The organism is Daejeonella oryzae DSM 19973 (assembly GCF_000422945.1).
Taxonomy (GTDB): Bacteria; Bacteroidota; Bacteroidia; order Sphingobacteriales; family Sphingobacteriaceae; genus Daejeonella; species Daejeonella oryzae.
Genome location: NZ_KE383964.1, coordinates 512180 through 536549, shown reverse-complemented (window position 1 = coordinate 536549; position 24370 = coordinate 512180). Strand labels below are relative to the sequence as shown.

The following is a 24370-nucleotide window of genomic DNA, read 5'->3' as shown; positions in this document are numbered from 1 at the left end:
GGTGATGATAAAAGTCATTTTTAAGATATAAATTCAGAACCTACCTGCTGTAATTTGGAGCTTCTTTAGTAATAGTAATATCATGCGGATGACTTTCACGCATACCTGCTGCGGTTATTTTTACAAATCTCGCATTCTGCAAATCCTCTATAGTGGCAGCACCGCAATAACCCATGCTGGCCTTCAAACCCCCGATCAACTGATACATCACTTCGGCTAAAGAACCCTTAAAAGGAACACGACCCACAATACCTTCGGGAACCAGTTTTTTGATATCATCTTCAACATCCTGAAAGTAACGGTCTTTAGATCCCTGTTCCATAGCCTCTATAGAACCCATTCCGCGGTACGACTTAAACTTCCGTCCTTCGTAAATAATGGTTTCGCCCGGCGATTCTTCCACTCCGGCAAATAAAGAACCTGCCATAATGGAACTTGCCCCGGCAGCAATAGCTTTCGCTATATCTCCGGTTTGTTTAATTCCTCCGTCGGCAATTACCGGAACGCCCCTCCCATTCAAAGCTTTAGCACATTCATATACTGCGTAAAGCTGAGGAACTCCCACACCGGCAATGATTCGGGTTGTACAAATTGAGCCGGGACCAATTCCCACTTTTACCGCATCCGCTCCGGCATCAGCCAGGGCTCTGGCAGCTTCGGCTGTGGCAATATTGCCCACTACAACCTGCAAATCGGGATGCTTCGCTTTAACTTCTTTTAATTTATCAATTACTCCTTTTGAATGACCATGAGCGGTATCAATAGTAATTACATCAACTCCCGCTTTTACAAGGGCATCCACTCTATCCAATGTATCGGCAGTTACGCCAACAGCAGCACCCACACGTAAGCGGCCATGCTCATCTTTACATGCTTTTGGGAAATTTTTAAATTTCTGAATATCCTTAAACGTAATTAAGCCGCTTAATTTCCCATCATTATTTACAACCGGAAGTTTTTCTATTTTATAATCCTGAAGGATTTCTTCTGCCTGCAATAAGGTGGTTCCCTGTGGTGCTGTAATGAGATTTTCTTTGGTCATTACATCCCTAATCGGGCGATTCATATCTTTTTGAAAACGAAGATCCCTGTTTGTAATAATTCCAACCAGCTTCCCTTCTGTATCAACAATAGGAATTCCCCCGATCTTAAAATCTTTCATAATCAAAAAAGCATCAGAAACAAATGCTGTTTCCGGCAAGGTGATCGGATCCTGTATCATTCCGCTTTCAGAACGCTTTACTTTTCTAACTTCATCAGCCTGCTGGGTAATGCTCATATTTTTATGAAGCATTCCGATTCCGCCTGCCTGTGCAATGGCAATAGCCAATCCCGATTCGGTTACTGTATCCATTGCAGCCGAAACTATGGGAACATTCAAACGAATCTTCTTAGTAAAATACGAGCTTGTATTTACATCGCGTGGTAAAACTTCAGAATAAGCGGGGATTAATAAAACATCATCATAGGTAAGACCTTCTGAGACGAATTTTTCGGGATCGAGTTGCATGGCAAATAAGGGTTTATTACTTGCCGGGCAAAGCTAACAATTTAATGTATTTCTTTAAAATGAGTTTTCATAAAAAAAATTAAAAATCACTTGTGATTTTAATCTGATCGCTTACATTTGCAGCTTATTCATAATTAGTCTAAATAAGCATGCGATTATTTTTTACTTTTATATTGTCGTTGAGCCTGAGTGCAGTCATAGCACAAAACCATCAGATAAGCGGAAACGTTTCTGATTCTCAGGGAAATCTATTACAGGGTGTAACTGTCTCACTAAAAGAAATTTCCAAATCAACTGTTACAGATAGAAATGGAAGCTTCTTGTTTAGTAATCTGAATACCGGAAATTACACACTGTCTGTTAAAGGAGTTGGTTTTGAAAACCTGACTTTAAAAGCACAATCATCTGCAGAATACTCCCCGCTTACGCTGATATTAAAACCTTCTGTTAATCAACTCAAAGAAGTGACTATTTCGACCACCAGAAGTAAGGAAACCTTAGGAGAAACGCCGGTTTCGGTTACTATTCTCAATGCAAAGGATATAGAAACACAGGCATCCATAAATCCCAACATCAGCAATATTTTAAGCTGGTCTGTACCGGGTTTAGGTTATACCAATAATACTACATCTAATGTGGGACAAACATTAAGAGGAAGAAATGTACTGATTTTGATAGATGGAATTCCTCAGAGTACGCCCCTGAGAGCCGGAAGCCGGGATATACGCAGTATCGATCCTGCAGCACTTGAAAGAATAGAAGTTATTAAAGGCGCTACATCCATATACGGAAACGGTGCCGACGGCGGACTGATAAACTATATTACTAAAAAAAGCAATCCGGAAAAGAAATTTGGATCAATAACCAGTATTGGTAATTCAGGTAACCTGGTTGCTTTCAAAAATTCTGCAGGCGGAAGGTTCTCTCAGCAATTCTCCGGATCTGTAAATAAATTTGATTATATCGTATCGGGCTTATATGACTTTACAGGTGTTTTTAAAGATGCCGCAGGTGAGGTTATTTCTCCAAATTATGGTCTCGGAGAAACTAAAGCCTATAATGCCTTCGGTAAATTTGGGTATTCAATTAATCCGGACAACCGAATTGAACTGATGTATAATTATTTTAGTTCGGCTCAAAACTCTGACTATATAGTAGAGGCGGGCAAATACGGTATCAGTCCAACAATTGGCGTGAAAGGTGATCGGGGGGGAATTAATGAAGGGACACGCTTTAACCATAATGCGAATTTAAATTATAGTTCAAAAGATTTAATTGGTGAAACTGATCTGGAGACCAGTGTCTATTTCCAGGATTATAAAACCGTTTATGGTTTCGATGGATTTTTCTATGGTGGTGGGCAATCCCAGATTACCTCTTCCAAAAAAGGAATTCGGGCAAACCTGATTACACCATTTCATATATCTTCTGATGTAAAAGGAGATCTTACTTATGGATTGGATGTGTTGAATGATGTAACAGCACAAAGTTTAGTTGATGGCCGTGTGTGGGTACCCGAAGTAGATATGCGGAATATGGCGCCTTACGCCCAGCTTAACTCAGAAATTTTCGACCACTTTATATTTAAAACCGGACTGCGTTACGAAAATATAGCAATAAATATTGATGATTACCAAACTCTGGCTACCGGCCCGGCTAATCAGGGATCTGTAGCGGTTACCGGCGGAAAACTGGATTATAACGCATTAACTTTCAATGCCGGATTACGGTACACAAACTACAATTTCTTCAAACCTTATGTAAGTTATTCTCAGGGATTCTCCATATTTGACCTTGGACGAGTTCTTCGTACAGCAAGTGAAAATACCATTGCAGCTCTTAACACCAAACCTGTAATTGTTAATAATTACGAAGCCGGATTTGATTCTGATTTCAATAAATTCAGTTTTGAGGGTGTATACTATATCAGTAATTCAAAATTAGGATCAAATCTGGTACAGCAGGGAGATATTTTTGTACCACAGCGTGCTCCTGAACGTGTTTGGGGATATGAAGTGCTTGCTACTTTTACTCCGGTAAATAAGCTAAGCGTGGGTGCCAGTTATGCATATGTAGAAGGTAAAATTGATGGCAATAACGATAAGGATTTTGCCGATGATGCAGACAAGTATTTGAACAGCACACGTATCTCAGCACCAAAGGCAACGGCATTTTTAAATGTAAATCCAAGTTCTTCATGGGAAATCCGGATGGATTATATTTTTTCTGGCGAGCGTAAACGTTTCCAGGCCAATGCAACTACCGGAGCGTATCTGTTTGGCGAAGGTCCGGTTAATAACTTCCACCTGTTTAACTTCAGTTCATCGTACAAAGTAAATTCTGCTGCTAAACTGAATTTGGGAATCGAAAATATTTTTAACAAGAAATATTACACTCCGGTTGCCCAGTTTTATGGTCGCGATGCAGATTACACCCGGGGAAACGGTATCAGATATAATATTGGTTTAACTTATTCACTGTAATTTATATAGCCTGTACTGAAAAGTACAGGCTTGGGTTATGAGCAAAACTTTCGGAAAAAGTATTTATAAATTACATAAATGGACCGGTCTGATAGCCGGTCTGTTTATTTTCATTTTGGGAATTTCCGGATCTGTACTTGTTTTCCACAAAGAAATCGAAAAATCTGTTGATACGGATTATTTAGTAACGGACAATAATTTGCCGGTTGATATCGACAAAGCCTATGAAACAATTCATACCTCTTATAAAAATTGGGAAATACGGCTTGAGCATTTTTCAAATGATCCGAAAGAAACCCTGGTTTTTGGTTTAAGAAGACCCGCAGAGCGATTAACAGTTTTTATTCATCCGGCAAACGGTAACATATTAAAGCAGGCGGACACTGAAAAAGCAGTGGTTAAATGGATTCTGAAGCTTCATTACTCTTTGCATGCAGGAACAGCCGGAAAAACCATTGTATTTATTGTTGGATTACTTTTTCTGCTTTCGCTGATTACAGGCCTAATTGTTTACCGCAAAGCGCTTACAGATATACTGCTGTTCAGAATAAAGTTTAAGCAAAAAAATAAGAAAGCATTTTCATCCTCTCTTCACAGGTATGTTGGAGTTTGGGCCGTATTGTTAAATCTCATAATTGTTATAACAGGACTTTTAATTAGTTATGATGTAATGATTTATGGATATTCAAACCAAACAGTTTCAAATCCGAAAAGTCCGAAAATCAACATATCACTTCAAAAAACGCTGGAAATCCTGCAAAAAGATTATCCTGATTTTAATGCTAATTATATAAGGTTCCCGAAAGCAGAAGGTGCAGCGTTATCAATATTGGGATCGCTAAAAAATCAACCCTTTTACTACAGCAAAACAAGTAATTCTATAAGTGTTGACCCAAATACCAGCGAGATCAGGGAAATAAAAATCATACGAAATGCAACTTCCAAAGATCAGATAGCCAGCATCAGCAAAGCCATACATTTTGTAGAGTTTGAGAATATTTTTATTAAACTGATTTTCTGCCTTGCAGGATTAAGTGTTCCACTATTATCAATAACAGGATTTCTGCTCTGGAAATGGAAGGGGAAAAAGAGCAAAAAATAGCTGTTCAGAAACTGAACAGCTATTTTTTCCCTACAACTACCTTTTGAAAATCATCCCAGTTTAAATATTTATTGGCTAATTCCAGCACATCTTTAGCGGTAATATTTCTTACTACTTGAATATAACGATCGTAATAATCATAACCCAGATTAGAAAAGTAGATGTTTTTAAATTTATCTGCATGCGACAATGCATTTTCTAAACTGCCGAGCATAGATCCCAGCATATAATTTCTTACCAGACTTAATTCTTCATCAGAAACCAGATTATTTTGAAGGATGTTAATTTCCTTTCGGATTTCTTCCATGGCCGATGCTGTAACATCAGCACCCACCTCTGATGCAATAAAAAAGTATCCGGCATTTTTAAGAGATACTACCGCGGATCCGATTCCGTACGTATAACCTTTATCTTCGCGAATATTGGCCATTAATCTGGATCCAAAATATCCCCCTAAAATTGTATTCAGAACCTGAAAACCCGGAAAATCAGTATGGTTACGGTTGATTGCAAGCTGCCCAATCCGAATTGCTGATTGCAGCGCATCGGGCTTTTCAATATAAATTTCTGCCCCCGGCTTGCCAGTAAAATCAAAATTATTTTCCTTAAAAGAATCAGCGCTTTTCCAATCCTTTCCAAAATGCGAATTGATTTCATTCAAAGCCTTATCACTTACTTTGCCGGATAAGATAATTGTACAATTTGCGGGTTGATACGCACTTTTATAATATTGCGTCAATTGCTCCCGGTTTAGCTGATCATAATCTTTGGCTGAAATATCATATCCGTAAAGGGTATTTCCAAATAAAGTTTCATTAAAAACCTTACGCCCAATGAAATCATTCTTTTCGAGATTTACGCTAAGTTTCTGTTTTTGATTCAGAATAAATGTGTCTATTTCAACCTGTGGAAAAATGGAGTCAGTAATAATTGCCTTAACAATAGGTAGCGTAACTGACAAATGTTTGTTCAGCGTATATAACGTAACTGAAGCCTGATCGTAATTGTATTCTGTTTGCAGAAAAGCTCCGTAAAAATCAATCCGGTCGGCAATCTGAGCTGCCGAAAATTCAGAAGTTCCGTCATTTAGAAGCGTGTTTGTTGCAAATGACTGCAATGGAGATCCTGCATCCCAGTTAATATTTGAAAAAACAAATTCAATCCTGATCAGATCCTGTTCCCCGCCATTAATAATGAATGTTTTAAGTCCATTATCTAAAACGAATGGATTGGCTTCGATTAATTTTATATTTTCAATCTGTCCAAATTCCGGTGCAAGCGCTCTGTTTAACATATTAATTAGCTAGGTAATATAAAGTGGATGAATTCTCTTTACGGAAGATATTTTGGGCCTGATTGCGGATCTGCTCTGCAGTAACTTCAAGATAGTTAGTAGTTTCTGTATTTAAGAGATTTGCATCTCCCAATAATTCAAAAAACGCCAGGTTCATAGCTTTATCGAGCAAATTCATTTCCGAAAAAACCATGGTCGATTCAATTTTATTCTTCACTTTGGTTAATTCCTCCGGATTTACATATTCTGTCTTCAGTTTCTCGAGTTCAGTCCAAATTGCAGCTTCTGCAACTTCCATAGAAATTCCAGGCAAAGGTTTGCCTTCGAGAACAAACAAACCTGCATCAAGACTTCCGGTTAAATAAGCGTTTATTTCGCTGAATAATTTTTGATCTTTTAAAAGATTTCTGAATAAGCGGGAAGAATTTCCTCTGGATAAAATATCAGAAATAAGATCAGATGAATAATATCCTTCATCATTTCTGGATGGCATATGAAAAACAGTATATAATGCATTTAATGGCACATTTGCATGCACTGTTTCCCTGCGTTCTTCAGTTTGCTGAGGCTCGGCCGGAAGATTTCTTTTAACCTTGCTGTAACCCGGAATACTACCGAACCATTTCTCAGCAAGTAATTTTACCTGTTCTGTCTTTACAGATCCGCCCACTACCAGAATCGCGTTAGCCGGATTATAATGCTTTTTAAAAAAATCTTTTACATCCTCAATTGTGGCCTCTTCTATATGCTGCAAAACTTTACCAATGGTTGCCCATTGGTATGGATGTGTTTTGTAAGCCATGGGACGAAGTTTTAACCACACATCGCCGTAAGGCTGATTTAAGTAACGCTGTTTAAATTCTTCGCAAACCACGCTACGCTGCACTTCGAGACTTTTTTCAGAAAAAGCGAGGCTTAGCATACGGTCACTTTCCAGCCAGAATGCCGTTTCCAGATTCACAGAAGGTAAAGTAATATAATAATTAGTTATATCATTGCTTGTAAATGCGTTATTCTCTCCTCCCACTCTTTGCAAGGGTTCGTCATATGAAGGAATGTTTACCGATCCTCCAAACATTAAATGCTCAAATAAATGTGCAAAGCCAGTTTTATCAGGATCCTCATCACGTGCACCAACATCGTATAAAACATTCACAACAGCCATTGGAGTAGTTGGATCTTCATGAACCAACACTTTAAGACCATTGGGTAAAACAAAACGCTCGAACGAAACCATATACTGAGGTTATTAGTTAAAAAAAATAAAGCCGAATTTAGGAATTTTATAAAGCTATTAATAATGTATTGAGGATTAATATGCGGATAGTATCAGTCCTGCGTCAGAATTCTCCATGAGCGCATTTTACCATTTGCAGTGTTTATATTTGCCCTGATGAATACTCCGGAACTTTTACAAAAAGCCTTGAATTTTGAATTTCTGACACAGGAAGAAGGCGTTTTTTTATACAAAGAGGCGTCAACAGCCGAGTTGATGTTTGTTGCGAACGAATTACGAAAGAAACAGGTTCCGCATGGCAAAGTTACCTGGATTATAGATCGTAATGTAAATACTACCAATGTTTGCATTGCCAATTGTAAATTTTGCAATTTTTTCCGCCGGCCCGGTCATGACGAAAGTTATATTACTGATATAGAAACATATAAAGTTAAAATTGAAGAAACTTTTCGGCTGGGCGGAGAACAGTTATTATTACAGGGCGGACATCATCCTGACCTGGGACTACAATTTTATTCAGATCTGTTTAAGCAGTTGAAAGAACTATATCCCAATCTAAAACTTCATTCATTAGGTCCGCCGGAAATTGCTCACATTGCAAAACTTGAAGGAATAAGCCATACCGAAGTATTAAAATCGCTGATAGCTTCGGGTTTGGATTCGCTTCCCGGAGCTGGAGCAGAGATATTAAATGATCGCGTTAGAAGATTAATTTCAAAAGGCAAATGTGGCGGGCAGGAATGGCTCGATGTTATGCGTGCAGCCCATCAGCTACATTTAACTACTTCGGCCACCATGATGTTTGGTCATATAGAAACTATTGAGGAACGTTTCGAGCATTTAGTTTGGCTCCGACAGGTTCAGTCAGAAAAGCCTGAAGATGCAAAAGGGTTTCTTGCCTTTATCCCTTGGCCTTTTCAGGATGACGGAACTTTACTTAAAAAAGTAAGAGGAATTACCAATCAGGTAACAGGCGATGAGTATATTCGAATGATTGCATTAAGCCGCATTATGTTGCCTAACATAAAAAACATTCAGGCATCATGGCTTACTGTAGGCAAGCAGGTTGCACAAATTTGCTTACAGGCCGGAGCCAATGATTTCGGATCAATCATGATCGAAGAAAATGTTGTTTCAGTAGCCGGTGCACCCCACCGTTTTACTTCAAAAGGAATTCAGGATGCTATTAAAGAAGTAGGATTTGAACCACAACTTAGAACCCAGCAATATGAATTCAGAGATCTGCCAGAGCATATTGAACAACAGGTTATTAATTATTAACTTACAACTTATGAAAATTTAGTTTTCAACTTTTTTTTATTTATTGTTAACTAATATTACTTTTAGTACAATTTATGGTACTAAATGCTATTATAGTTGATGACGAGGAATACAGCAGGAAATCTCTATCCTATCTGATTGAGGTCAACTGTCCGAAAGTAAAAATAATAGACATGGCCTCCTCCGTTAGCGAAGCCCGATTACTATTAAAAACCCGGCAAGTAGATATTATATATTTAGATATTGCCATGCCCGGCGAGAATGGTTTTGAGCTTCTGCCCGATTTGGAGAGAAATGAAACTTCGGTAATTTTTACAACTGCATTTGACCAATATGCAATCAAAGCTATTAAAGCAAGTGCGATTGATTATTTGCTGAAACCTGTTAACATACATGAACTGCAGGAATCTGTAGAGAAAGTTTTAGCCTGGAAAGCTTTAAAACTGAATCAGAATTTAGGAAATCAAACATATACCGCTTCATTAAAAAGCTTATCTGAAAACATCAACAGTTCTGAGGAAATACGTAAAATATCCTTGCCTCATTCTGAGGGATTTAAAGTGAAAGATATCGGCGATATTCTGTACATAGAAGCTGATAATAATTACACTCAATTTCATTTCATAAACTCTGAAAAAATGCTTGTTGCAAAAGCGATGAAAGAATTTGAAGAGGTTTTAAATCCGGCACATTTTGTCCGGATTCATAAATCCAATATTATTAACCTGCAATATTTAAAAAACTACTCCAACAAAAACGGATTTGTAGTAAAAATGCACAACGATATAGAGTTGACTGTTTCTCGCAGAAGATCAACCGAATTTATTGAACGCGTTAAAGCTTTCTTACACAAATAATACTATTTTAGCTTTGTGATCCATTTTCAATTTCAGGCTTTTAGAATAAAGCGGCCATTTTTTTTGCTGATCCTTTTATTCTTATTCATAAACCAGGTTTTTTCTCAAACAATAAATTTCAAGAATTATACTGTATTGGATGGATTGGCCAATTCAACAGTATATCATACTCTTCAAGATTCTAAAGGCTTTTTATGGATTGGAACCTCCAGTGGTGTTAACCGTTTTGATGGTAAAAATTTCGAGAATTTTACTACAGATAATGGACTGGCGGACAACGAGGTTTTAAGTATTTACGAGGATTCTAAAGGTCGGATATGGTTTTTAAACTTTAACGGCAAGCTGGGATACTATTCAAATGGCAAGTTTTACAATCAGAATAACAGCAAATTACTAAAAAGAGCAGTAATTAAAGCAAGTATTATCGGGTGTTTTGAAGATTCAAAACATCGCCTTTGGTTTTCTACAAATCAACAGCAAATTATCGAAATTGATAATAAGGAAGTCAGAGTTCATTTTCAGCGTAAAAAAGAATTGGATATTTCTAACAACTTTATTTTTGAGGATACTAAAAATCGGATTGTAGCTGCCAACACAAAAGGATTTTATAGCTTAAAAGAAAATATCATAAGCCCTTATGCGGCTCCATATTTACCTGTTTCATATAAATCTCAACGGTTCGATAATAAGTCACGCAATCTTCTTTTCTTATCAGAAAAGGGATTGATTGAATTTAAAAATGATGAATTTAAAATTGTCAGATCAATTCCCGAACAAATTATTAAAAGTAAAATGGGATCATTTTTTATCAATAAAAATGATTTGTGGATCTCATCTATAAATAGTGGTTTGTACATTTTAAAAGCCGGCAAAGAAAATCTGAACCATTATTTGCCCGAAACGTTGATTTCAGCCATCATGCTTGACAGGAATAAAAATATCTGGGTGTCAACGCTGGGTGATGGCCTCATCATTTTGCCGGAACATACCGGTAATATTGTTCAGTATACAAAATCGTCAGGCTTACCAGAAAACTCAATTTACAGTATTTTTAAAGAAGATAATGGCAAAACCTGGTTAGGTTCTAAATCAGGCATTTTAACTTTCATTGATAAGGGAAAAATTCGCAATCTCAACTTAAACACTACCGGAAATCCTTTTGATCCAATCAAAAAATTAGAGTATGATAAAGAGCGAAATAGTGTCTGGTTTGCATCCAGCAACGCCATAGGTGAAATCGACTTAAAAAATCCTGAGGGTAAAAAGCGCTATTTAAAAGAAAAAAATAATCTCAAATTTGCTGTAAAATCCTTCAGCATTAGTAAAAAAGGAAAATTTGCCTTTTCATTGGCTTCGGGTGTCTATATTTTGGAGGATAAAAACAAGCCGCTTGTTTTCGAAACTGAAGTTAATTTACCCAACCAAGTTTTCTTTCCGGATCGGTCTTTTAAGATTTTTTATGACTCAAAAGAGCGCTTATGGTTTTCAAATGTAAATGGCTTATTCAGATATTATGATAATAAAGTAGATACATTATCAAAATATTCAAAGGTTTTACTGAACCGGGTTACAGATATCGTTGAATTACCGGACGGCAAAACAATGATTGGAACATATGGAGAAGGAATAATAATTCTTGATTCTACCAATAAGGTTACACGGATGGGAACCAAAGATGGATTAACCAGTAACATTTGCCGTAAACTGGCATTTGATGGCAAATACATCTGGCTCACAACTTTTAGCGGTGTAGATAAATTTGAATACAATTCATCAAACAAAACAATCAGTACTTATAAAATTAAAAATGGATTAACTTCTAACGAAGTTTTAGATATTTATATAAATCACGACAAAGTCTATTTAGGTACAAATGGAGGCCTAACCATATTACCCAGAAACGCACCTTCCACTAAATTCAATTCACCCCCCTTTTATATTACCCAGTTGTCTATTAACGGGAAGTTATATGATATAAACTCGGTTCCGATATTAAAATTTGATCAGAATAGTATTTCGGTAAAATATACTGCCATTAATTTTACACAATCAAACGAATATTATCAGTACCGGCTTAAGGAAAACTCGCCCTGGATTGCAACCACCAGCGAGGCAATTGAATTCGGATCTCTTGAACCGGGCAATTATAATCTTTCTATCCGGGCTAAAATTCAAGATAGTCCCTGGAGTAAACCAGCAAATATAAAATTCAAAATAAAACCGGCATACTGGCAAAGATGGTGGTTTCAGGCGGCAATCTATTCCATTATCTCCATCATTGTAATCACTTTAATTTATCAGTATTTTAAAAAGCAACGTTCAAAAGAACAGGAAAAATTATCTGTCCAAACCAAAATCATAGCATTAGAGCAAAGAGCATTACAAGCCATGATGAATCCTCATTTTGTATTCAATATCATGAATTCAATTCAATACTTTATTAATTCAAATGATTCTCATGCCGCCAACCAGGTTCTAACAGAATTTGCCAGATTAATACGTAAAAATCTGGAAATCTGTACCAAAAGTTCTATCTCCCTGGAAGAAGAAATTGATTATCTGAAACTTTATCTATCACTTGAAAAACTTCGGTTTGGTGATAAGATGAGTTATGAGATTCGTATTAAAGAAGATATTGATACAGAAGAAACCATGATTCCGACAATGCTTTTACAGCCTTTTGTTGAGAATGCGATCTGGCATGGTGTGATGCCAAAAAACGAAGGCGGCATTATTAATATCGAGATTCAGTGTTTAGACTCCATGCTAAACATATATATTAAAGACAATGGCATGGGAATCGAAAATTCTAAAAAGATCAAAAACTCAAATCATGTGAGTCGAGGTATGCAAATTACTCAGGATCGGGTTAATTTATTGAATCAACAAAATAAAGGTCAGATTTCAATTCAAACCAGGCAAACCGGCAGTTTCGGAACAGAAGTTCTAGTAAAAATACCTGCTTAATTACCGTTCCCTCAAAAATACCTACCGTTCACCCTTTTTTTTAAATTTTAAAGTTTGAAACTCGTAGAATTGTTCCAAGCAAAGCATTTAAAATTAATGATCTCACTTAAAAATTACATTAAACTGGCAACTGGCTTTATAGCTTTTTTGTTTGTTAAATGCATTAAAACCTAAAAATCTACCTAAGATTAAGTTTTGATTTTTTATGTGTAAAAGCGGTTGAAGCACTCCCCTGTTTCTCCGCTTTTTTTTGTTTTAATATAAATTCAACAGCTGGCATCTTAACTTCTTAGCTTAATGGAAAACTAAATATTTGTACAAAAAATATTTTCAATAAACCAATCTTCATCTTTATTCAAGTCTGATAGATTACTAATTAGTAGCAGGTGACTACAGGAATAGATTGATTTTTTAAGCAAAAAAAATGGAAGCATTTCTGCTTCCATTAAAAATTAAAAAATAAATAGGTATTAAACAATAAATGGATCTACAATAGCCAGGATCTGCGCTTTTGTTAAAGGCTCATCAAATGATTCGGTAGCGGCAGCTACAGAAATATTCTGACCATTAATGTTGGTTATTTTAATTCCGGCTTGTGTTTCCAGTTCTTCTCCATCATAAGAAGCTTGCACTGCTGCTCCAATACCGGTTTCTTTTCCGGTAATCCAGGGCTTTACATTTGCACCACGTGCTTTACGCATCTGGCGAATATGAGAAGCATGGCGGGCCTCAACCGAGTGAATATTTAATGCCGCAGTTAATACTCCGCCCGTACCTAATAAGGCAGGAGCCTGACCTTTGTAAGCTCTTACTCCAGTATCTTCAAAAGTTTGAGCTACAGCTAAAAATGTATCATAATTACGAAAAACATCTGCAAAAGGTCCGGCCATTGAACCATTTCCTGCAGAAAAATCAAAAGTTGGCTTGCTTACCGGCGTTTTTCCAAGTGACTGGATTGTAGTTTTCAGAAATGCAACGTGCTGATTTTCGTGATCACGGATTGTAGTGATGGCACCAGTTGCTGCGCCGGCAGGAATTAAACCTGAGGTACCAACTGCTCTAGTATAAAATTCTGCTTCCAGATATTCTAATGTTAAAGCAAATTGCAATACACCTTCTATATCAGCAGAACTTTGTGAATAGGCCTTTTTAAACATCGATCCCAAAGCGAATGGTAAAGATGCAATTGCAACTTTTTTACCAAAGCCAAAAAACTCGTTCATTGCCTTTCTACGCGGACTTAACCTTTCGTAAACTTCACCATCTACTTTTTCAATTTCTTGTAATATATTTAAAATGTTCATGTCGTTTTTGTTTAAGAAGTAGGTAAATCACTTGCGTTAATTTTGGTTTTTATGTAAGTTCCTGCAATACCCAGAACTTCCATAGGCAAACGTGATTTATCCAATCCGTTACTATCTATCACTTCACTATTGGCAAATGATCCATTGCTAATCAGGTCGCGTATTAATGCCGCATGTCTGGCTTCAACAGATACAATTTTACCTGCAAGAGTTAAGTAACCTGCATCTTTAATTAAGGCTCCGGCGCCATTATAGGCAGAAACACCTAAATCTTCGAATGCTTTTGCAGTTGCAAGAACGCTATCCCGGCTTCCAAAATTGATGGTTGAAAAATCAACTTCTAATGCTGGAATCGCCATTGTTCCCAATGCATTTTTAAAAAATTCGCGGTGAGCAACTTCATGATCACGTATGTCAGAAAGTAGTAGTTTTTCTGCATCAGTAGCGCCTGAATAAAATGAAGTAGCCACCTGAAGATAGAAAGCAGCTTCAAGTTGCTCTAATGCATAAGCATAATTTAAAATGCCAATATCACCACTTCCCAGGTAAACTCCTTCAATCATTCTGTCTTTTTTACATCCAGCTGCTACCAGTGCAATTCCCGCTGCCCCTGCTCCTGCATATTGCAGAAAAGACCGACGATGTAATGTGGCTGATAAGAAGTCTTTCTGATCTTTCAGAAGACCCTGCTCATCCGTTTTTGTTAAATTTGCCATAATAAAAAATATTATAAGTTAAAGAATAGATTTGTTGATTGCTTTAACTACGGATATAAACTTTATCCGGTTTTTGATTTATTCATCATTATAAATTTTTTCTTCTACCGGGATTAAAATTTCAATATTTACCAGCAACATGATCTTAATTTTTATTTAAACAGGTAATCAATGAGCTTAAATAAATTCGAAAAACTTATTGAAGCATTAATATTTTCTTCTGATAAAGGAATCAGTGGAGAAGAAATATTTCGTGTTTTATCGGCAACTGAAGAAAAAGGCTTTTCCATTGAAAGCATTGAGCAGGCTATCGAAAACATACGCTTGCTATATAATGAAATGAACCTGGCTATAGAACTGGTTTTCTTTAATTCCGGTTATCAATTCTTAACCCGTAAAGAATATTTTACGGTAATTAACCAGCTGCATATTCAGCGTTCAAAGAAAAAATTAAGTCAGGCAGCACTTGAAACTTTAGCCATTATTGCTTACAAACAACCGATAACAAAATTAGAAATTGAGCAAATACGCGGCGTTAATTGCGATTATACAATCCAAAAGCTATTAGATAAGGAATTGATAATGATTCAGGGTAAGTCAACCGCTGTGGGGCGGCCAATTTTATATGGAATGAGTTCTCTTTTTATGGATTATTTTGGCATTAATTCATCCTCCCAACTTCCTTTATTAAAGGATATTTTAAACGAAAATAATGAAATTGGCAGTCCGGAAATATAATTTATGCCCCGGCGTAATTTTCAAATAAGCTTTTCAAAAAATAAAATTTAATTATTTTTACAAAAATTAAGTATTGAAATTCCAGGCAATGAAATCGTTAACAAATACAGCAGATAAAGTTTCAGCAAACGGCCGCTTTGAGGGCGTAATTAATTCAAATTCTATAGTTTCTCCAACCAACAGAGTGATGGATCCATTTGATGACGAAGATGAATTCGTAATTACAGATGATGAATTAAGTTCTTTTCAAGATATTGATATAGATGAGGAAGACTTCTAACCGCGTCAAATTCAAAAAAAATTAAGCATTCAGTTTTCTGGATGCTTTTTTTATATTCACCAACTCTATTTTAGATGATAATAATGGTTATAGAAGAAGTTAAAAGTCCCTTGCTAAAAAAGCAGTTTTTAGAAGTGGCAAGAGTAATTTATAAAAATGATAAGAATTGGGTTTGCCCATTAGATACTGATGTTGAAGCCATTTTTGATCCCGAAAAAAATAATTTCCATCAGCATGGAAAATGTACACGCTGGATTTTAAAATCAGATAAAGGAGAACTTATTGGCAGGATTGCTGCATTTATCAATGAGAAAAAGGCATATCAATATGATCAGCCTACCGGCGGAATAGGATTTTTTGAATGCATTAATGATACCAAGGCATCTGAATTATTATTTGATACAGCAAAAAAATGGCTGCAGGATTCTGGAATGGCAGCGATGGACGGGCCAATTAATTTTGGAGAGAATGACATTTTCTGGGGATTATTGGTTGAAGGATTCACACAACCATCATTTGGAATGAATTATCACCTCCCGTATTATAAAGATTTATTTGAAAATTACGGCTTCGTAAAACTATATGAACAAATTACAAATCATCTTGAAGTAAACAAGCCCTTTCCAGAACGTTTTACAAAAATTGCAGAATGGGTTGCCAATAAACCCGGTTATACTTTCGAATACTTGCAGATTAAGAATTTTGAAAAGTATGCATCAGATTTTGCAGAGATTTATAATGACGCCTGGAAAGATTTTGAAAAATTTGTTCCCATTAACAAGCATACAATCCTTGAGAGCTTTAATAAAATGAAAGTGATTATGGACGAAAAACTTATCTGGTTTGCGTACATAAATGGCGAACCGGCTTCGTTCATCGTCATACTCCCCGATGCAAATCAAATGATTAAATCATTTTCAGGAAAACTCGGAATTGTAGAAAAATTAAAATTCGCTTATTATCGCTGGAAAGGAGTTACCCGAATGAGAGCTATTGTAATGGGCACTAAGCAAGCATATCAAAAACACGGATTGGAATCGGCTTTATTTATTAAATTGAAAGAATATGTTCTTCCTTTAAATCAATATAAAGAGCTAGAATTGTCATGGGTTGGAGATTTTAATGACAAAATGCTCTCTATTCACCAGGCAACCGGAGCCACTTTTGGTAAAAAACATTTAACAATGCGGAAAATTTTTTAATAAAATTCCTTTCTAAACCAGAAAGGAATTAATTCTTACTACGTCGCAGTTCCTCATATAATTCAATTACTTTCTTTTGAAGATCAATGACTTCAATTTCTCGTTCTTGAACTTTTTTAGTTAGTACTTCGAGTTCAGATGTGTACTTTTCCTGCTCCTCGGTATCATTAAAAGTAAGCAGCTGAACTACGCTCATTTCAAATAAAGTAGAAATTTGCTCTAATCTTGAAAGATTTACATCTGTAATACCAGTTTCTATTTTAGAAAATGCGGGTATTGAAATGTCAAGCCTTTTGGCTACATCTTCCTGACTCCATCCTTTTTGATGTCTTAAAAGCCTGATTTTTTTACCTAATGTTTTCATTTTATGTGTGGTTTAATTGAAGGTAAATATTATGGTATTATTTTTTACTGTTAAGAGCATTATTTGCAAGTTTTATTAAATCCATACTTGCAAAATTTCCAGAACTCATTAACAGCAAGTTTTTACTCTTATAATTAATAGAACTCAAAAATCGCTCTAATATTTCGATATTGTTGAAAAATTTTACTTTGTTGTTAGCAAACGCTAGCTTAACAACTTTTTCATCATAAAGTTCTAACCTTTTTTGTAAAAAAATTGTTTCATCTATAAAAACTATTGCTTCATTAGCATTATCCATTGTTCCGGCATATTCATCAAGAAAATTTTTATTTAAACTGCTGAACGTATGCAACTCAATCACCGCAATTAATTCCCTTTCCGGAAATTGTTTTTTAACTGCCTGGATAGTTGCTTTCAGCTTGGAAGGAGAATGAGCAAAGTCCTTAAAAATATATGTTTCCTTGTTTTTGCCCAAAAGCTCCAGCCTGCGGGCTGCTCCTTTAAAGCTTCTAATCGCCTCATAAAATTGAGAATCATTAATATCTAATTCATTGGCCACTAATCTGGCGGCATTGAGATTTAATAAATTATGATCTCCAAATACTTCCAGCGGAATCTCTCCTGATTCCGTTAGCAGAGTTGTAATTCCATTTTCTAAACGGTGTTCTAATAGTCCGTACGGAATTTTTGAAATACTTCCGTTGAAATCATTCACCAGATTATTAAGGACAGCATCGCTTTGAGAATAAATCAGTGATCCGCCGGGCTGTATGGTTTGCAAAAATATTCTGAATTGCTCCAGATAAGAATCAAAGGTTGGAAAAACGTTAATATGATCCCATGCAATACCGCTTAAAACGGCGATATGCGCTTTATATAAATGAAATTTCGGTCTTCTGTCTATTGGTGAAGCAAGGTATTCATCTCCTTCTATAACAATAACCGGTGCATCATCAGTAATTTTAACCATGGTTTCAAATCCCTCTAACTGGGCTCCAACCAAATAATCAAAATCCTTTTTGTAAAAATTCAATACATGCAGAATCATGGAGGTAATGGTGGTTTTCCCATGACTTCCACCAATTACAACACGTTTTTTATTTTTTGATTGTTCATAAATATACTCGGGATATGAATAAATTTTTAATCCAAGATCCTGAGCTTTTAATAATTCAGGATTATCAGGACGGGCATGCATACCTAAAATAACAGCATCCAGATCAGGTGTAATGTTATTTATATCCCATCCCTGAAATTGGGGAAGTAAACCATAATTCGCCAACCGAGTTTTTGAAGGTTCAAATATTACATCGTCAGAACCGGTAATAAAATATCCTTTTTTTGAAAGGGCAATAGCGAGATTATGCATAGCGCTTCCGCCTATTGCTATAAAATGTACACGCATATATTAAAATGTATAGTATGAATTTGTTGATGGTAATAAAGAATTGGAGCTTATATAAACTGAAATTTAGCTGCTACCCATTCTTTATCCTTTTTATGGGTGATATACTTAAGATTCAAACTTTCGGCTTTCTTACGAATCATTTCCAGATCTATTCCATCATAAAATCCGCTCAGAAATAAATATCCATTTTCGGATAAAACTTCTGCGTATCTTTCTAACTGATCCAGCAAAATATTGCGATTAATATTAGCCAGAACAATATCAAATTTTTCGTCAGGAATTACCTCTTTAGAACCGCAAAGCACTTTAATTTCTGAAGTATCGTTCAGCTTCCTGTTTTCAAGTGTACTATCAAAACAAAGTACATCATAATCAATAGCCAAGATTTCTTTTGCACCACGCTTTTGAGCCAGAATAGCTAAAATTCCGGTTCCACAGCCCATATCAAGTACCTTTTTGTCCTTAAAATCTTCTTCCAGCATCAGCTGCATCATCATACTTGTAGTTTGATGATGACCCGTACCGAATGCCATTTTCGGGTCAATGATTATTTCAATCGGAAACTCAGGTTGTGGCTTATGGAAAGTTGCCCTAACGTAGCATTGATCTGCAATAATTAAAGGTTGAAAATTGCTTTCCCACACCTCATTCCAGTTTTCGTGCGGGATCAACTTTGCTTCATAAGACAAACTAAACATCTCTTGATACTCAGCAATCACTTCATCCAAACTTTCCTGATTAAATTCAGAATCCTGGATATATGCTTTAAAGCCTCTGTCCGTTTCTTCAAAAGTTTCAAATCCTATTCCCGACAGGCTATCTATTAGCAGATCCCGTTGATAATCTTCAGAAGAATTCAGGGTAAAATCTAATTCCTTATAGTTCATCCTCTATTGAAGGCTTTAATAATATCCAGAAAATCACGAGATTTTAATGATGCGCCGCCAATTAACCCTCCATCAATATCCGCTTTAGCAAAAAGTTCAGAAGCATTTGTGGGATTGCAGCTTCCCCCGTACAGGATTGAAACATTTTCAGCAGCAGATTGCCCGAATTTTTCTTCTATTTCTTTACGAATGAAAGCATGAACTTCCTGAGCCTGATCGGGCGTGGCTGTTAAACCAGTTCCAATTGCCCATACAGGTTCATATGCCAGTATAATATTTTGAAATTCTGTTTCTAAAAGATGATATAATGCTTCCTGGAGCTGATTTTTAATGATTTCGAAATGAGAATTACTATTACGTTGGTCAAGCGTTTCGCCAATACAAAATATTGGTTTTAAATTATTCTTAAGAGCAGAATTTACCTTTTCTGCTAACAAGGTATTACTTTCATTAAAATATTGCCTGCGTTCAGAGTGACCAAGAATAACATATTTTACTCCAACTGATTGAATCATTTCGGCTGAAATTTCTCCGGTATAAGCACCTTTATCTGCCTGATGACAGTTTTGTGCACCCACAGATATATTGTTCTGCGATTTAGCTAATTGAGCCATTCCGTTTAAATGAATGTACGGAGGACAAACAATAACTTGCTGATCTCCCATTACTTCATCATTTACCATATTAACAATTTCTGAAAACAGACCTATACCGGTGGTATAATCCATATTCATTTTCCAGTTTCCGGCAATAATATTTTTTCTCATAACTTTTTATCTATATCTGGCAGTTTTTAAAATCGACGATGTTTTATAGTTTGATCAAATACATATGCCAGTATTTTTTTATCAGTTTCTTCAAATTTAAGATTTCTTCGTTCATAAACCTTTTCGGCAGTTTCGAACATTTTATTTAATGTATATACCTCTAAACCCTGAGATCCTCCCCAAGAAAAATCGGGAATGAAATTTCGGGGAAATCCTGATCCAAAAATATTAGCGCTCACACCTACAACGGTTCCGGTATTAAACATGGTGTTGATAGCACATTTAGAATGATCTGCCATAATTAATCCGCAAAACTGTAAGCCGGTTTTACGAAAGTTTTCTTTGTTATAATCCCATAGCCTTACCTCTGCATAGTTATTTTTCAGGTTAGAATTATTACTGTCAGCGCCGATATTGCACCATTCACCTAAAACAGAATTTCCCAGATAACCCTCATGACCTTTGGAGGAATATGCCATAATTACAGAATTGGTAATTTCACCCGCAACGCGGCAATGCGGTCCAATTGTAGTCATACCATAAATTTTTGCCCCCATTTTCACTTGTGAATTTTCACATAAAGCAAACGATCCGCGAATGTGGCTTCCCTCCCATACCTGAGAATTTTTACCCAAATAAACAGGTCCGGATTTTGTATTAAACGAGGAACATTCAGCTTCTGCTCCTTCTTCAGCAAAAATGTGGTCTCCAAGAATTGTATTTGTAGAACTTATAGCGGCAGAAGACCTGTTATGAGTTATAAGCTTAAAATCTTTACGGATTTCTACATCGTTGTTTTTAAAAATATCCTCCGGATAAACAATTCTGACAAAAGAACCAGAGTAATTAATCTTATTATATGGCGATGTATTTTCAAATTTAAATTCAGCAACTCCTGCTTTGTTAAGCTTTAGCGCCAGTAAAATTTCATTGGAAAATAATGCATCACCCTCAGATAATTTATCAATTGCTTCTAATAATCCTTCATCAGGACAAATGGATCCGTTAATCAGATAATTGTTTTCTGACACCACTATGGGAAATTTCTCCTGAAGATATTCTGCCGTCAGAAACGAGGACTCTGCCTTAAGCCATTTTTCCCATTTTTGGAAGATGGTTAATATTCCTATGCGAAGTGCCGAAACAGGTCTGGTAAAGGTTAATGGCAATAAACTATTGCGGCATTGATCATCAAATAAGATTATCCTCATGTAACAAAAATAAAAAAAGTCCCGACTTATAAAAGACGGGACTTTATGCAAATATTTTAAGGGAAATTATTTCTTCTCGTAACGGCTACGGAATTTATCAATACGACCTGCCGTATCAACCAATTTCATTTTTCCAGTGTAAAAAGGATGGGATGTATGAGAAATCTCCAATTTAACTAAAGGATATTCATTACCATCTTCCCACTTAATGGATTCTTTAGTGTCGATGCAAGATTTAGTTATAAAAGAATATTCGTTAGACATATCTTTAAAAACAACTAATCTATAATTTTTGGGATGTAATTCAGCTTTCATCGTATTCAATACTTTTTAAGAGGTGCAAATATAGAATAAATTATAAGGAGATGAAAACAAAAACTTAAATTTTAATAAAAGCCGGAATTTCCCTCATTGAAATTTAATGGAAATTACATTTAACCTCATCAATTTTGAAATCATAAAGTATTCTAATACCATATTAATATTTGAATTATGGAGCCTATAGAATTTCAACACTTTGATAAAAGCAGGTTACAACAATAAAAAGCTGTATTAGATCATTGATTTTTACTTTGACAAAGCTCTATTAATACACCGGTTGTATTTTTCGGATGAACAAAGCATACCAGTTTATTATCGGCACCTATTTTTGGAATCTCATTCAACAATATAAATCCTTCATTTTTGAGCCTCTCCATTTCAAGATAAATATCACTTACATCAAATGCGATATGATGGATACCTTCTCCCCGCTTTTCAATAAATTTATGAATGGCGCTTTGATCTGATGTAGCTTCGAGCAATTCTATTTTGTTTTCTCCCACTTTAAAAAAGCTGGTCATTACATTTTCGCTTTCAACAGCTTCGGTTTTATAGCTCCCGGTTCCCAACAATTTTTTATAAATTTTATTGGCTTCATCCAGGTTTTTTACAGCTATTCCTATATGCTCTATCTTAATCATATTATTCATTTATGGCATAAAAATGACCATTTTTATCATACTTCCATAATACATAAGCATATTATCTGAAGAATAAATTTCGTATATTTGTGCACTTATTTAAACTCAATCTAAATTTAATGAACCTTCCAATATACTTAGATAATAATGCTACCACTCCAATGGATCCACGCGTTCTGGAAGCAATGTTGCCATATTTTGGTGCAAAATTTGGTAATGCAGCAAGTCGTAACCACGCCTTTGGATGGGCTGCAGAAGAAGCAGTAGATTATGCAAGGGAGCAGGTTGCCCAATTAATTGGTGCTTCAGAAAAAGAAATCATCTTTACATCAGGTGCTACAGAATCAGACAACCTGGCTATCAAGGGTGTTTTTGAAATGTACAAAGACAAAGGAAATCATATTATTACCTGCGTTACAGAACATAAAGCAATTCTTGATGCATGTAAACATGCGGAAAAACTTGGAGCAGAAGTAACCTATTTGCCCGTTAAAGCCGATGGCTTAGTTGATCTTCAGCAACTTGAAGATGCCATGACCGAGAGAACCATTCTGGTTTCTATCATGTATGGAAATAATGAGATCGGAGTTATTCAGCCAGTAAAGGAAATTGCTGCCATAGCTCATAAACATGGCGCTTTATTCATGACTGATGCAACCCAGGCAGTAGGAAAAATACCGGTTGATGTAATTGCTGATGGAATTGACCTGATGGCTTTTACTGGACACAAAATGTATGGACCAAAAGGGATTGGTGCATTATATGTTCGCCGTAAAAATCCAAGAGTTAAAGTTACTGCTCAAATGGATGGTGGCGGACATGAGCGTGGAATGCGTTCAGGTACATTAAACGTTCCCGGTATTGTTGGACTTGGAAAGGCTGCTGAAATTTGCCGCTTAGAAATGGCTGAAGAGAGTTTACGCTTATCCGCTTTACGCGATAAATTAGAAAATTCGCTGCTGGTTCTTGAAGAAAGTTACAGAAATGGAAATTTAGAGCATCGTTTGCCGCATGTGGCCAATATTTCTTTTAAATATGTTGAAGGAGAAGGATTAATGATGGCAATGAAAGATCTTGCCGTTTCATCAGGCTCTGCCTGTACTTCTGCATCTTTAGAACCATCATATGTTTTAAAGAGTCTTGGTTTATCAGATGATCTGGCTCATTCTTCCATTCGTTACGGCCTTGGTCGTTTTACAACAGAAGAAGAAGTAGATTTCGCAATTGCACAATCTCTTAAAGCAGTTAACCACCTTCGCGAACTTTCTCCTCTTTGGGAAATGTTTAAAGAAGGTGTAGATTTAGATTCTGTTGAATGGGCAGAACATTAATAAGTATTAAAAATTCATAAAAAATAAATAGCCATGGCTTATTCAGATAAAGTAATTGATCATTACACTAACCCACGCAACGTAGGAACACTTGATAAAAGTAATGCAAGTGTTGGAACAGGTTTAGTTGGCGCTCCAGAATGCGGTGACGTAATGCGTTTACAAATCCAGGTTGACGAAAATCATATGATTACTGATGCTAAATTCAAAACTTTTGGATGCGGATCTGCAATTGCATCATCATCTTTGGCAACAGAATGGTTAAAAGGAAAATCAATTGATGAGGCAATGAAAATAGACAATATGGATATTGTTGAAGAACTTGCTTTGCCACCTGTTAAAATCCACTGTTCGGTATTAGCGGAAGATGCGATTAAGGCTGCAATTAATGATTATCGCGTTAAAAATGGCTTGGAAGCATTAGAAATTGCTAAGTCACATCACTAATAAGATTTTTAGATTTAAGAAT

22 protein-coding genes are annotated in these 24370 nt (G+C 36.0%); 10 read left to right on the top strand and 12 right to left on the bottom strand.

Annotated features, from left to right (window positions below; all coding sequences use genetic code 11):
* Positions 1–40: 40 nt before the first annotated feature.
* Entirely contained in the window at positions 41–1510 is a 1470-nt protein-coding gene (gene guaB, locus G521_RS0115545; RefSeq protein ID WP_026899345.1) for an IMP dehydrogenase, read from the bottom strand.
* A 149-nt stretch (positions 1511–1659) separates the two neighbouring features.
* Between guaB and G521_RS0115540 the strand changes: the two genes are divergently transcribed.
* Positions 1660–3993, top strand: a complete 2334-nt coding sequence (locus G521_RS0115540) for a TonB-dependent receptor (RefSeq protein WP_026899344.1) — start codon at positions 1660–1662, stop codon at positions 3991–3993.
* 37 nt (positions 3994–4030) lie between these two features.
* Positions 4031–5095 (top strand): PepSY-associated TM helix domain-containing protein, encoded by a 1065-nt coding sequence (locus tag G521_RS0115535; RefSeq protein WP_026899343.1) that lies wholly within the window; start codon positions 4031–4033, stop codon positions 5093–5095.
* Between the two features lie 19 nt (positions 5096–5114).
* On the opposite strand, the gene G521_RS0115530 is transcribed toward G521_RS0115535, so the two are convergent.
* Together G521_RS0115530 and G521_RS0115525 are read right to left on the bottom strand one after the other, a co-directional pair.
* On the bottom strand, positions 5115–6389 hold the full coding sequence (locus G521_RS0115530; RefSeq protein WP_026899342.1) for a M16 family metallopeptidase: 1275 nt from the start codon (positions 6387–6389) through the stop codon (positions 5115–5117).
* Between the two features lies 1 nt (position 6390).
* Positions 6391–7626 carry a M16 family metallopeptidase gene (locus tag G521_RS0115525; RefSeq protein WP_026899341.1) on the bottom strand — a complete coding sequence of 412 codons (1236 nt, stop codon included), beginning with the start codon at positions 7624–7626 and terminating at the stop codon, positions 6391–6393.
* Between the two features lie 156 nt (positions 7627–7782).
* Between G521_RS0115525 and mqnC the strand changes: the two genes are divergently transcribed.
* The 3 genes from mqnC to G521_RS0115510 all read left to right on the top strand — a co-directional run bounded on the left by mqnC (position 7783) and on the right by G521_RS0115510 (position 12731).
* Positions 7783–8907 carry a cyclic dehypoxanthinyl futalosine synthase gene (gene mqnC / locus G521_RS0115520; protein ID WP_026899340.1) on the top strand — a complete coding sequence of 375 codons (1125 nt, stop codon included), beginning with the start codon at positions 7783–7785 and terminating at the stop codon, positions 8905–8907.
* Between the two features lie 74 nt (positions 8908–8981).
* Positions 8982–9764: a LytR/AlgR family response regulator transcription factor gene (locus G521_RS0115515; protein ID WP_026899339.1), complete on the top strand. Its 783-nt coding sequence runs from the start codon at positions 8982–8984 to the stop codon at positions 9762–9764.
* 63 nt (positions 9765–9827) lie between these two features.
* A complete protein-coding gene (locus G521_RS0115510) occupies positions 9828–12731 on the top strand; it encodes a ligand-binding sensor domain-containing protein (RefSeq protein ID WP_162141801.1) in 2904 nt (967 codons plus the stop codon).
* A gap of 470 nt (positions 12732–13201) precedes the next feature.
* Here the strand turns inward: G521_RS0115510 and G521_RS0115500 are convergent, their stop codons facing one another.
* Together G521_RS0115500 and G521_RS0115495 are read right to left on the bottom strand one after the other, a co-directional pair.
* Positions 13202–14035: a ferritin-like domain-containing protein gene (locus G521_RS0115500; protein WP_026899337.1), complete on the bottom strand. Its 834-nt coding sequence runs from the start codon at positions 14033–14035 to the stop codon at positions 13202–13204.
* 11 nt (positions 14036–14046) lie between these two features.
* The gene (locus G521_RS0115495) at positions 14047–14751 is read right to left on the bottom strand and encodes a ferritin-like domain-containing protein (protein WP_026899336.1); all 705 of its coding nucleotides are present in this window, start codon (positions 14749–14751) and stop codon (positions 14047–14049) included.
* Positions 14752–14922: 171 nt separating this feature from the next.
* On the opposite strand from G521_RS0115495, the gene scpB reads away from it, so the two are divergent.
* The 3 genes from scpB to G521_RS0115480 all read left to right on the top strand — a co-directional run bounded on the left by scpB (position 14923) and on the right by G521_RS0115480 (position 16971).
* Positions 14923–15489, top strand: a complete 567-nt coding sequence (scpB, locus tag G521_RS0115490; protein WP_036679491.1) for an SMC-Scp complex subunit ScpB — start codon at positions 14923–14925, stop codon at positions 15487–15489.
* 88 nt (positions 15490–15577) lie between these two features.
* Positions 15578–15769, top strand: a complete 192-nt coding sequence (locus tag G521_RS0115485; protein ID WP_026899334.1) for a hypothetical protein — start codon at positions 15578–15580, stop codon at positions 15767–15769.
* Between the two features lie 83 nt (positions 15770–15852).
* Positions 15853–16971, top strand: a complete 1119-nt coding sequence (locus G521_RS0115480; RefSeq protein WP_026899333.1) for a hypothetical protein — start codon at positions 15853–15855, stop codon at positions 16969–16971.
* Between the two features lie 28 nt (positions 16972–16999).
* Here the strand turns inward: G521_RS0115480 and G521_RS0115475 are convergent, their stop codons facing one another.
* From G521_RS0115475 to mce, 7 genes are all read right to left on the bottom strand, one after another.
* A complete protein-coding gene (locus G521_RS0115475) occupies positions 17000–17335 on the bottom strand; it encodes a helix-turn-helix domain-containing protein (RefSeq protein WP_026899332.1) in 336 nt (111 codons plus the stop codon).
* Positions 17336–17372: 37 nt separating this feature from the next.
* Positions 17373–18740, bottom strand: coding sequence for a UDP-N-acetylmuramate--L-alanine ligase (locus tag G521_RS0115470; RefSeq protein ID WP_026899331.1), 1368 nt, complete (start codon positions 18738–18740; stop codon positions 17373–17375).
* Between the two features lie 50 nt (positions 18741–18790).
* Complete coding sequence (gene prmA, locus G521_RS0115465) at positions 18791–19630, bottom strand: 50S ribosomal protein L11 methyltransferase (RefSeq protein ID WP_026899330.1); 840 nt, start codon at positions 19628–19630, stop codon at positions 18791–18793.
* The gene (tpiA, locus tag G521_RS0115460; RefSeq protein WP_026899329.1) at positions 19627–20397 is read right to left on the bottom strand and encodes a triose-phosphate isomerase; all 771 of its coding nucleotides are present in this window, start codon (positions 20395–20397) and stop codon (positions 19627–19629) included. Before tpiA ends, prmA begins: the two co-directional genes overlap by 4 nt.
* Before the next feature lie 26 nt (positions 20398–20423).
* On the bottom strand, positions 20424–21608 hold the full coding sequence (locus G521_RS0115455) for a GlmU family protein (protein ID WP_026899328.1): 1185 nt from the start codon (positions 21606–21608) through the stop codon (positions 20424–20426).
* 66 nt (positions 21609–21674) lie between these two features.
* Complete coding sequence (locus tag G521_RS0115450; protein WP_026899327.1) at positions 21675–21923, bottom strand: type B 50S ribosomal protein L31; 249 nt, start codon at positions 21921–21923, stop codon at positions 21675–21677.
* Between the two features lie 242 nt (positions 21924–22165).
* Positions 22166–22570, bottom strand: a complete 405-nt coding sequence (gene mce / locus G521_RS0115445) for a methylmalonyl-CoA epimerase (RefSeq protein ID WP_026899326.1) — start codon at positions 22568–22570, stop codon at positions 22166–22168.
* A gap of 119 nt (positions 22571–22689) precedes the next feature.
* Between mce and G521_RS0115440 the strand changes: the two genes are divergently transcribed.
* Together G521_RS0115440 and iscU are read left to right on the top strand one after the other, a co-directional pair.
* A complete protein-coding gene (locus tag G521_RS0115440) occupies positions 22690–23901 on the top strand; it encodes an IscS subfamily cysteine desulfurase (RefSeq protein ID WP_026899325.1) in 1212 nt (403 codons plus the stop codon).
* 33 nt (positions 23902–23934) lie between these two features.
* Complete coding sequence (gene iscU / locus G521_RS0115435) at positions 23935–24348, top strand: Fe-S cluster assembly scaffold IscU (protein ID WP_026899324.1); 414 nt, start codon at positions 23935–23937, stop codon at positions 24346–24348.
* Positions 24349–24370 lie beyond the last annotated feature (22 nt).

Excerpts from the sequence above, each read along its gene's own strand:
- G521_RS0115500 (WP_026899337.1), bottom strand. The coding sequence starts at position 14,035 with ATGAACATTTTAAATATATTACAAGAAATTGAAAAAGTAGATGGTGAA.
- G521_RS0115515 (WP_026899339.1), top strand. The coding sequence starts at position 8,982 with ATGGTACTAAATGCTATTATAGTTGATGACGAGGAATACAGCAGGAAA.
- iscU (WP_026899324.1), top strand. The coding sequence starts at position 23,935 with ATGGCTTATTCAGATAAAGTAATTGATCATTACACTAACCCACGCAAC.
- G521_RS0115485 (WP_026899334.1), top strand. The coding sequence starts at position 15,578 with ATGAAATCGTTAACAAATACAGCAGATAAAGTTTCAGCAAACGGCCGC.
- G521_RS0115480 (WP_026899333.1), top strand. The coding sequence starts at position 15,853 with ATGGTTATAGAAGAAGTTAAAAGTCCCTTGCTAAAAAAGCAGTTTTTA.
- scpB (WP_036679491.1), top strand. The coding sequence starts at position 14,923 with ATGAGCTTAAATAAATTCGAAAAACTTATTGAAGCATTAATATTTTCT.
- G521_RS0115440 (WP_026899325.1), top strand. The coding sequence starts at position 22,690 with ATGAACCTTCCAATATACTTAGATAATAATGCTACCACTCCAATGGAT.
- guaB (WP_026899345.1), bottom strand. The coding sequence starts at position 1,510 with ATGCAACTCGATCCCGAAAAATTCGTCTCAGAAGGTCTTACCTATGAT.
- G521_RS0115535 (WP_026899343.1), top strand. The coding sequence starts at position 4,031 with ATGAGCAAAACTTTCGGAAAAAGTATTTATAAATTACATAAATGGACC.
- G521_RS0115455 (WP_026899328.1), bottom strand. The coding sequence starts at position 21,608 with ATGAGGATAATCTTATTTGATGATCAATGCCGCAATAGTTTATTGCCA.
- mce (WP_026899326.1), bottom strand. The coding sequence starts at position 22,570 with ATGATTAAGATAGAGCATATAGGAATAGCTGTAAAAAACCTGGATGAA.
- G521_RS0115495 (WP_026899336.1), bottom strand. The coding sequence starts at position 14,751 with ATGGCAAATTTAACAAAAACGGATGAGCAGGGTCTTCTGAAAGATCAG.
- G521_RS0115530 (WP_026899342.1), bottom strand. The coding sequence starts at position 6,389 with ATGTTAAACAGAGCGCTTGCACCGGAATTTGGACAGATTGAAAATATA.
- G521_RS0115525 (WP_026899341.1), bottom strand. The coding sequence starts at position 7,626 with ATGGTTTCGTTCGAGCGTTTTGTTTTACCCAATGGTCTTAAAGTGTTG.
- mqnC (WP_026899340.1), top strand. The coding sequence starts at position 7,783 with ATGAATACTCCGGAACTTTTACAAAAAGCCTTGAATTTTGAATTTCTG.
- G521_RS0115470 (WP_026899331.1), bottom strand. The coding sequence starts at position 18,740 with ATGCGTGTACATTTTATAGCAATAGGCGGAAGCGCTATGCATAATCTC.
- tpiA (WP_026899329.1), bottom strand. The coding sequence starts at position 20,397 with ATGAGAAAAAATATTATTGCCGGAAACTGGAAAATGAATATGGATTAT.
- G521_RS0115540 (WP_026899344.1), top strand. The coding sequence starts at position 1,660 with ATGCGATTATTTTTTACTTTTATATTGTCGTTGAGCCTGAGTGCAGTC.
- G521_RS0115450 (WP_026899327.1), bottom strand. The coding sequence starts at position 21,923 with ATGAAAGCTGAATTACATCCCAAAAATTATAGATTAGTTGTTTTTAAA.
- G521_RS0115475 (WP_026899332.1), bottom strand. The coding sequence starts at position 17,335 with ATGAAAACATTAGGTAAAAAAATCAGGCTTTTAAGACATCAAAAAGGA.
- prmA (WP_026899330.1), bottom strand. The coding sequence starts at position 19,630 with ATGAACTATAAGGAATTAGATTTTACCCTGAATTCTTCTGAAGATTAT.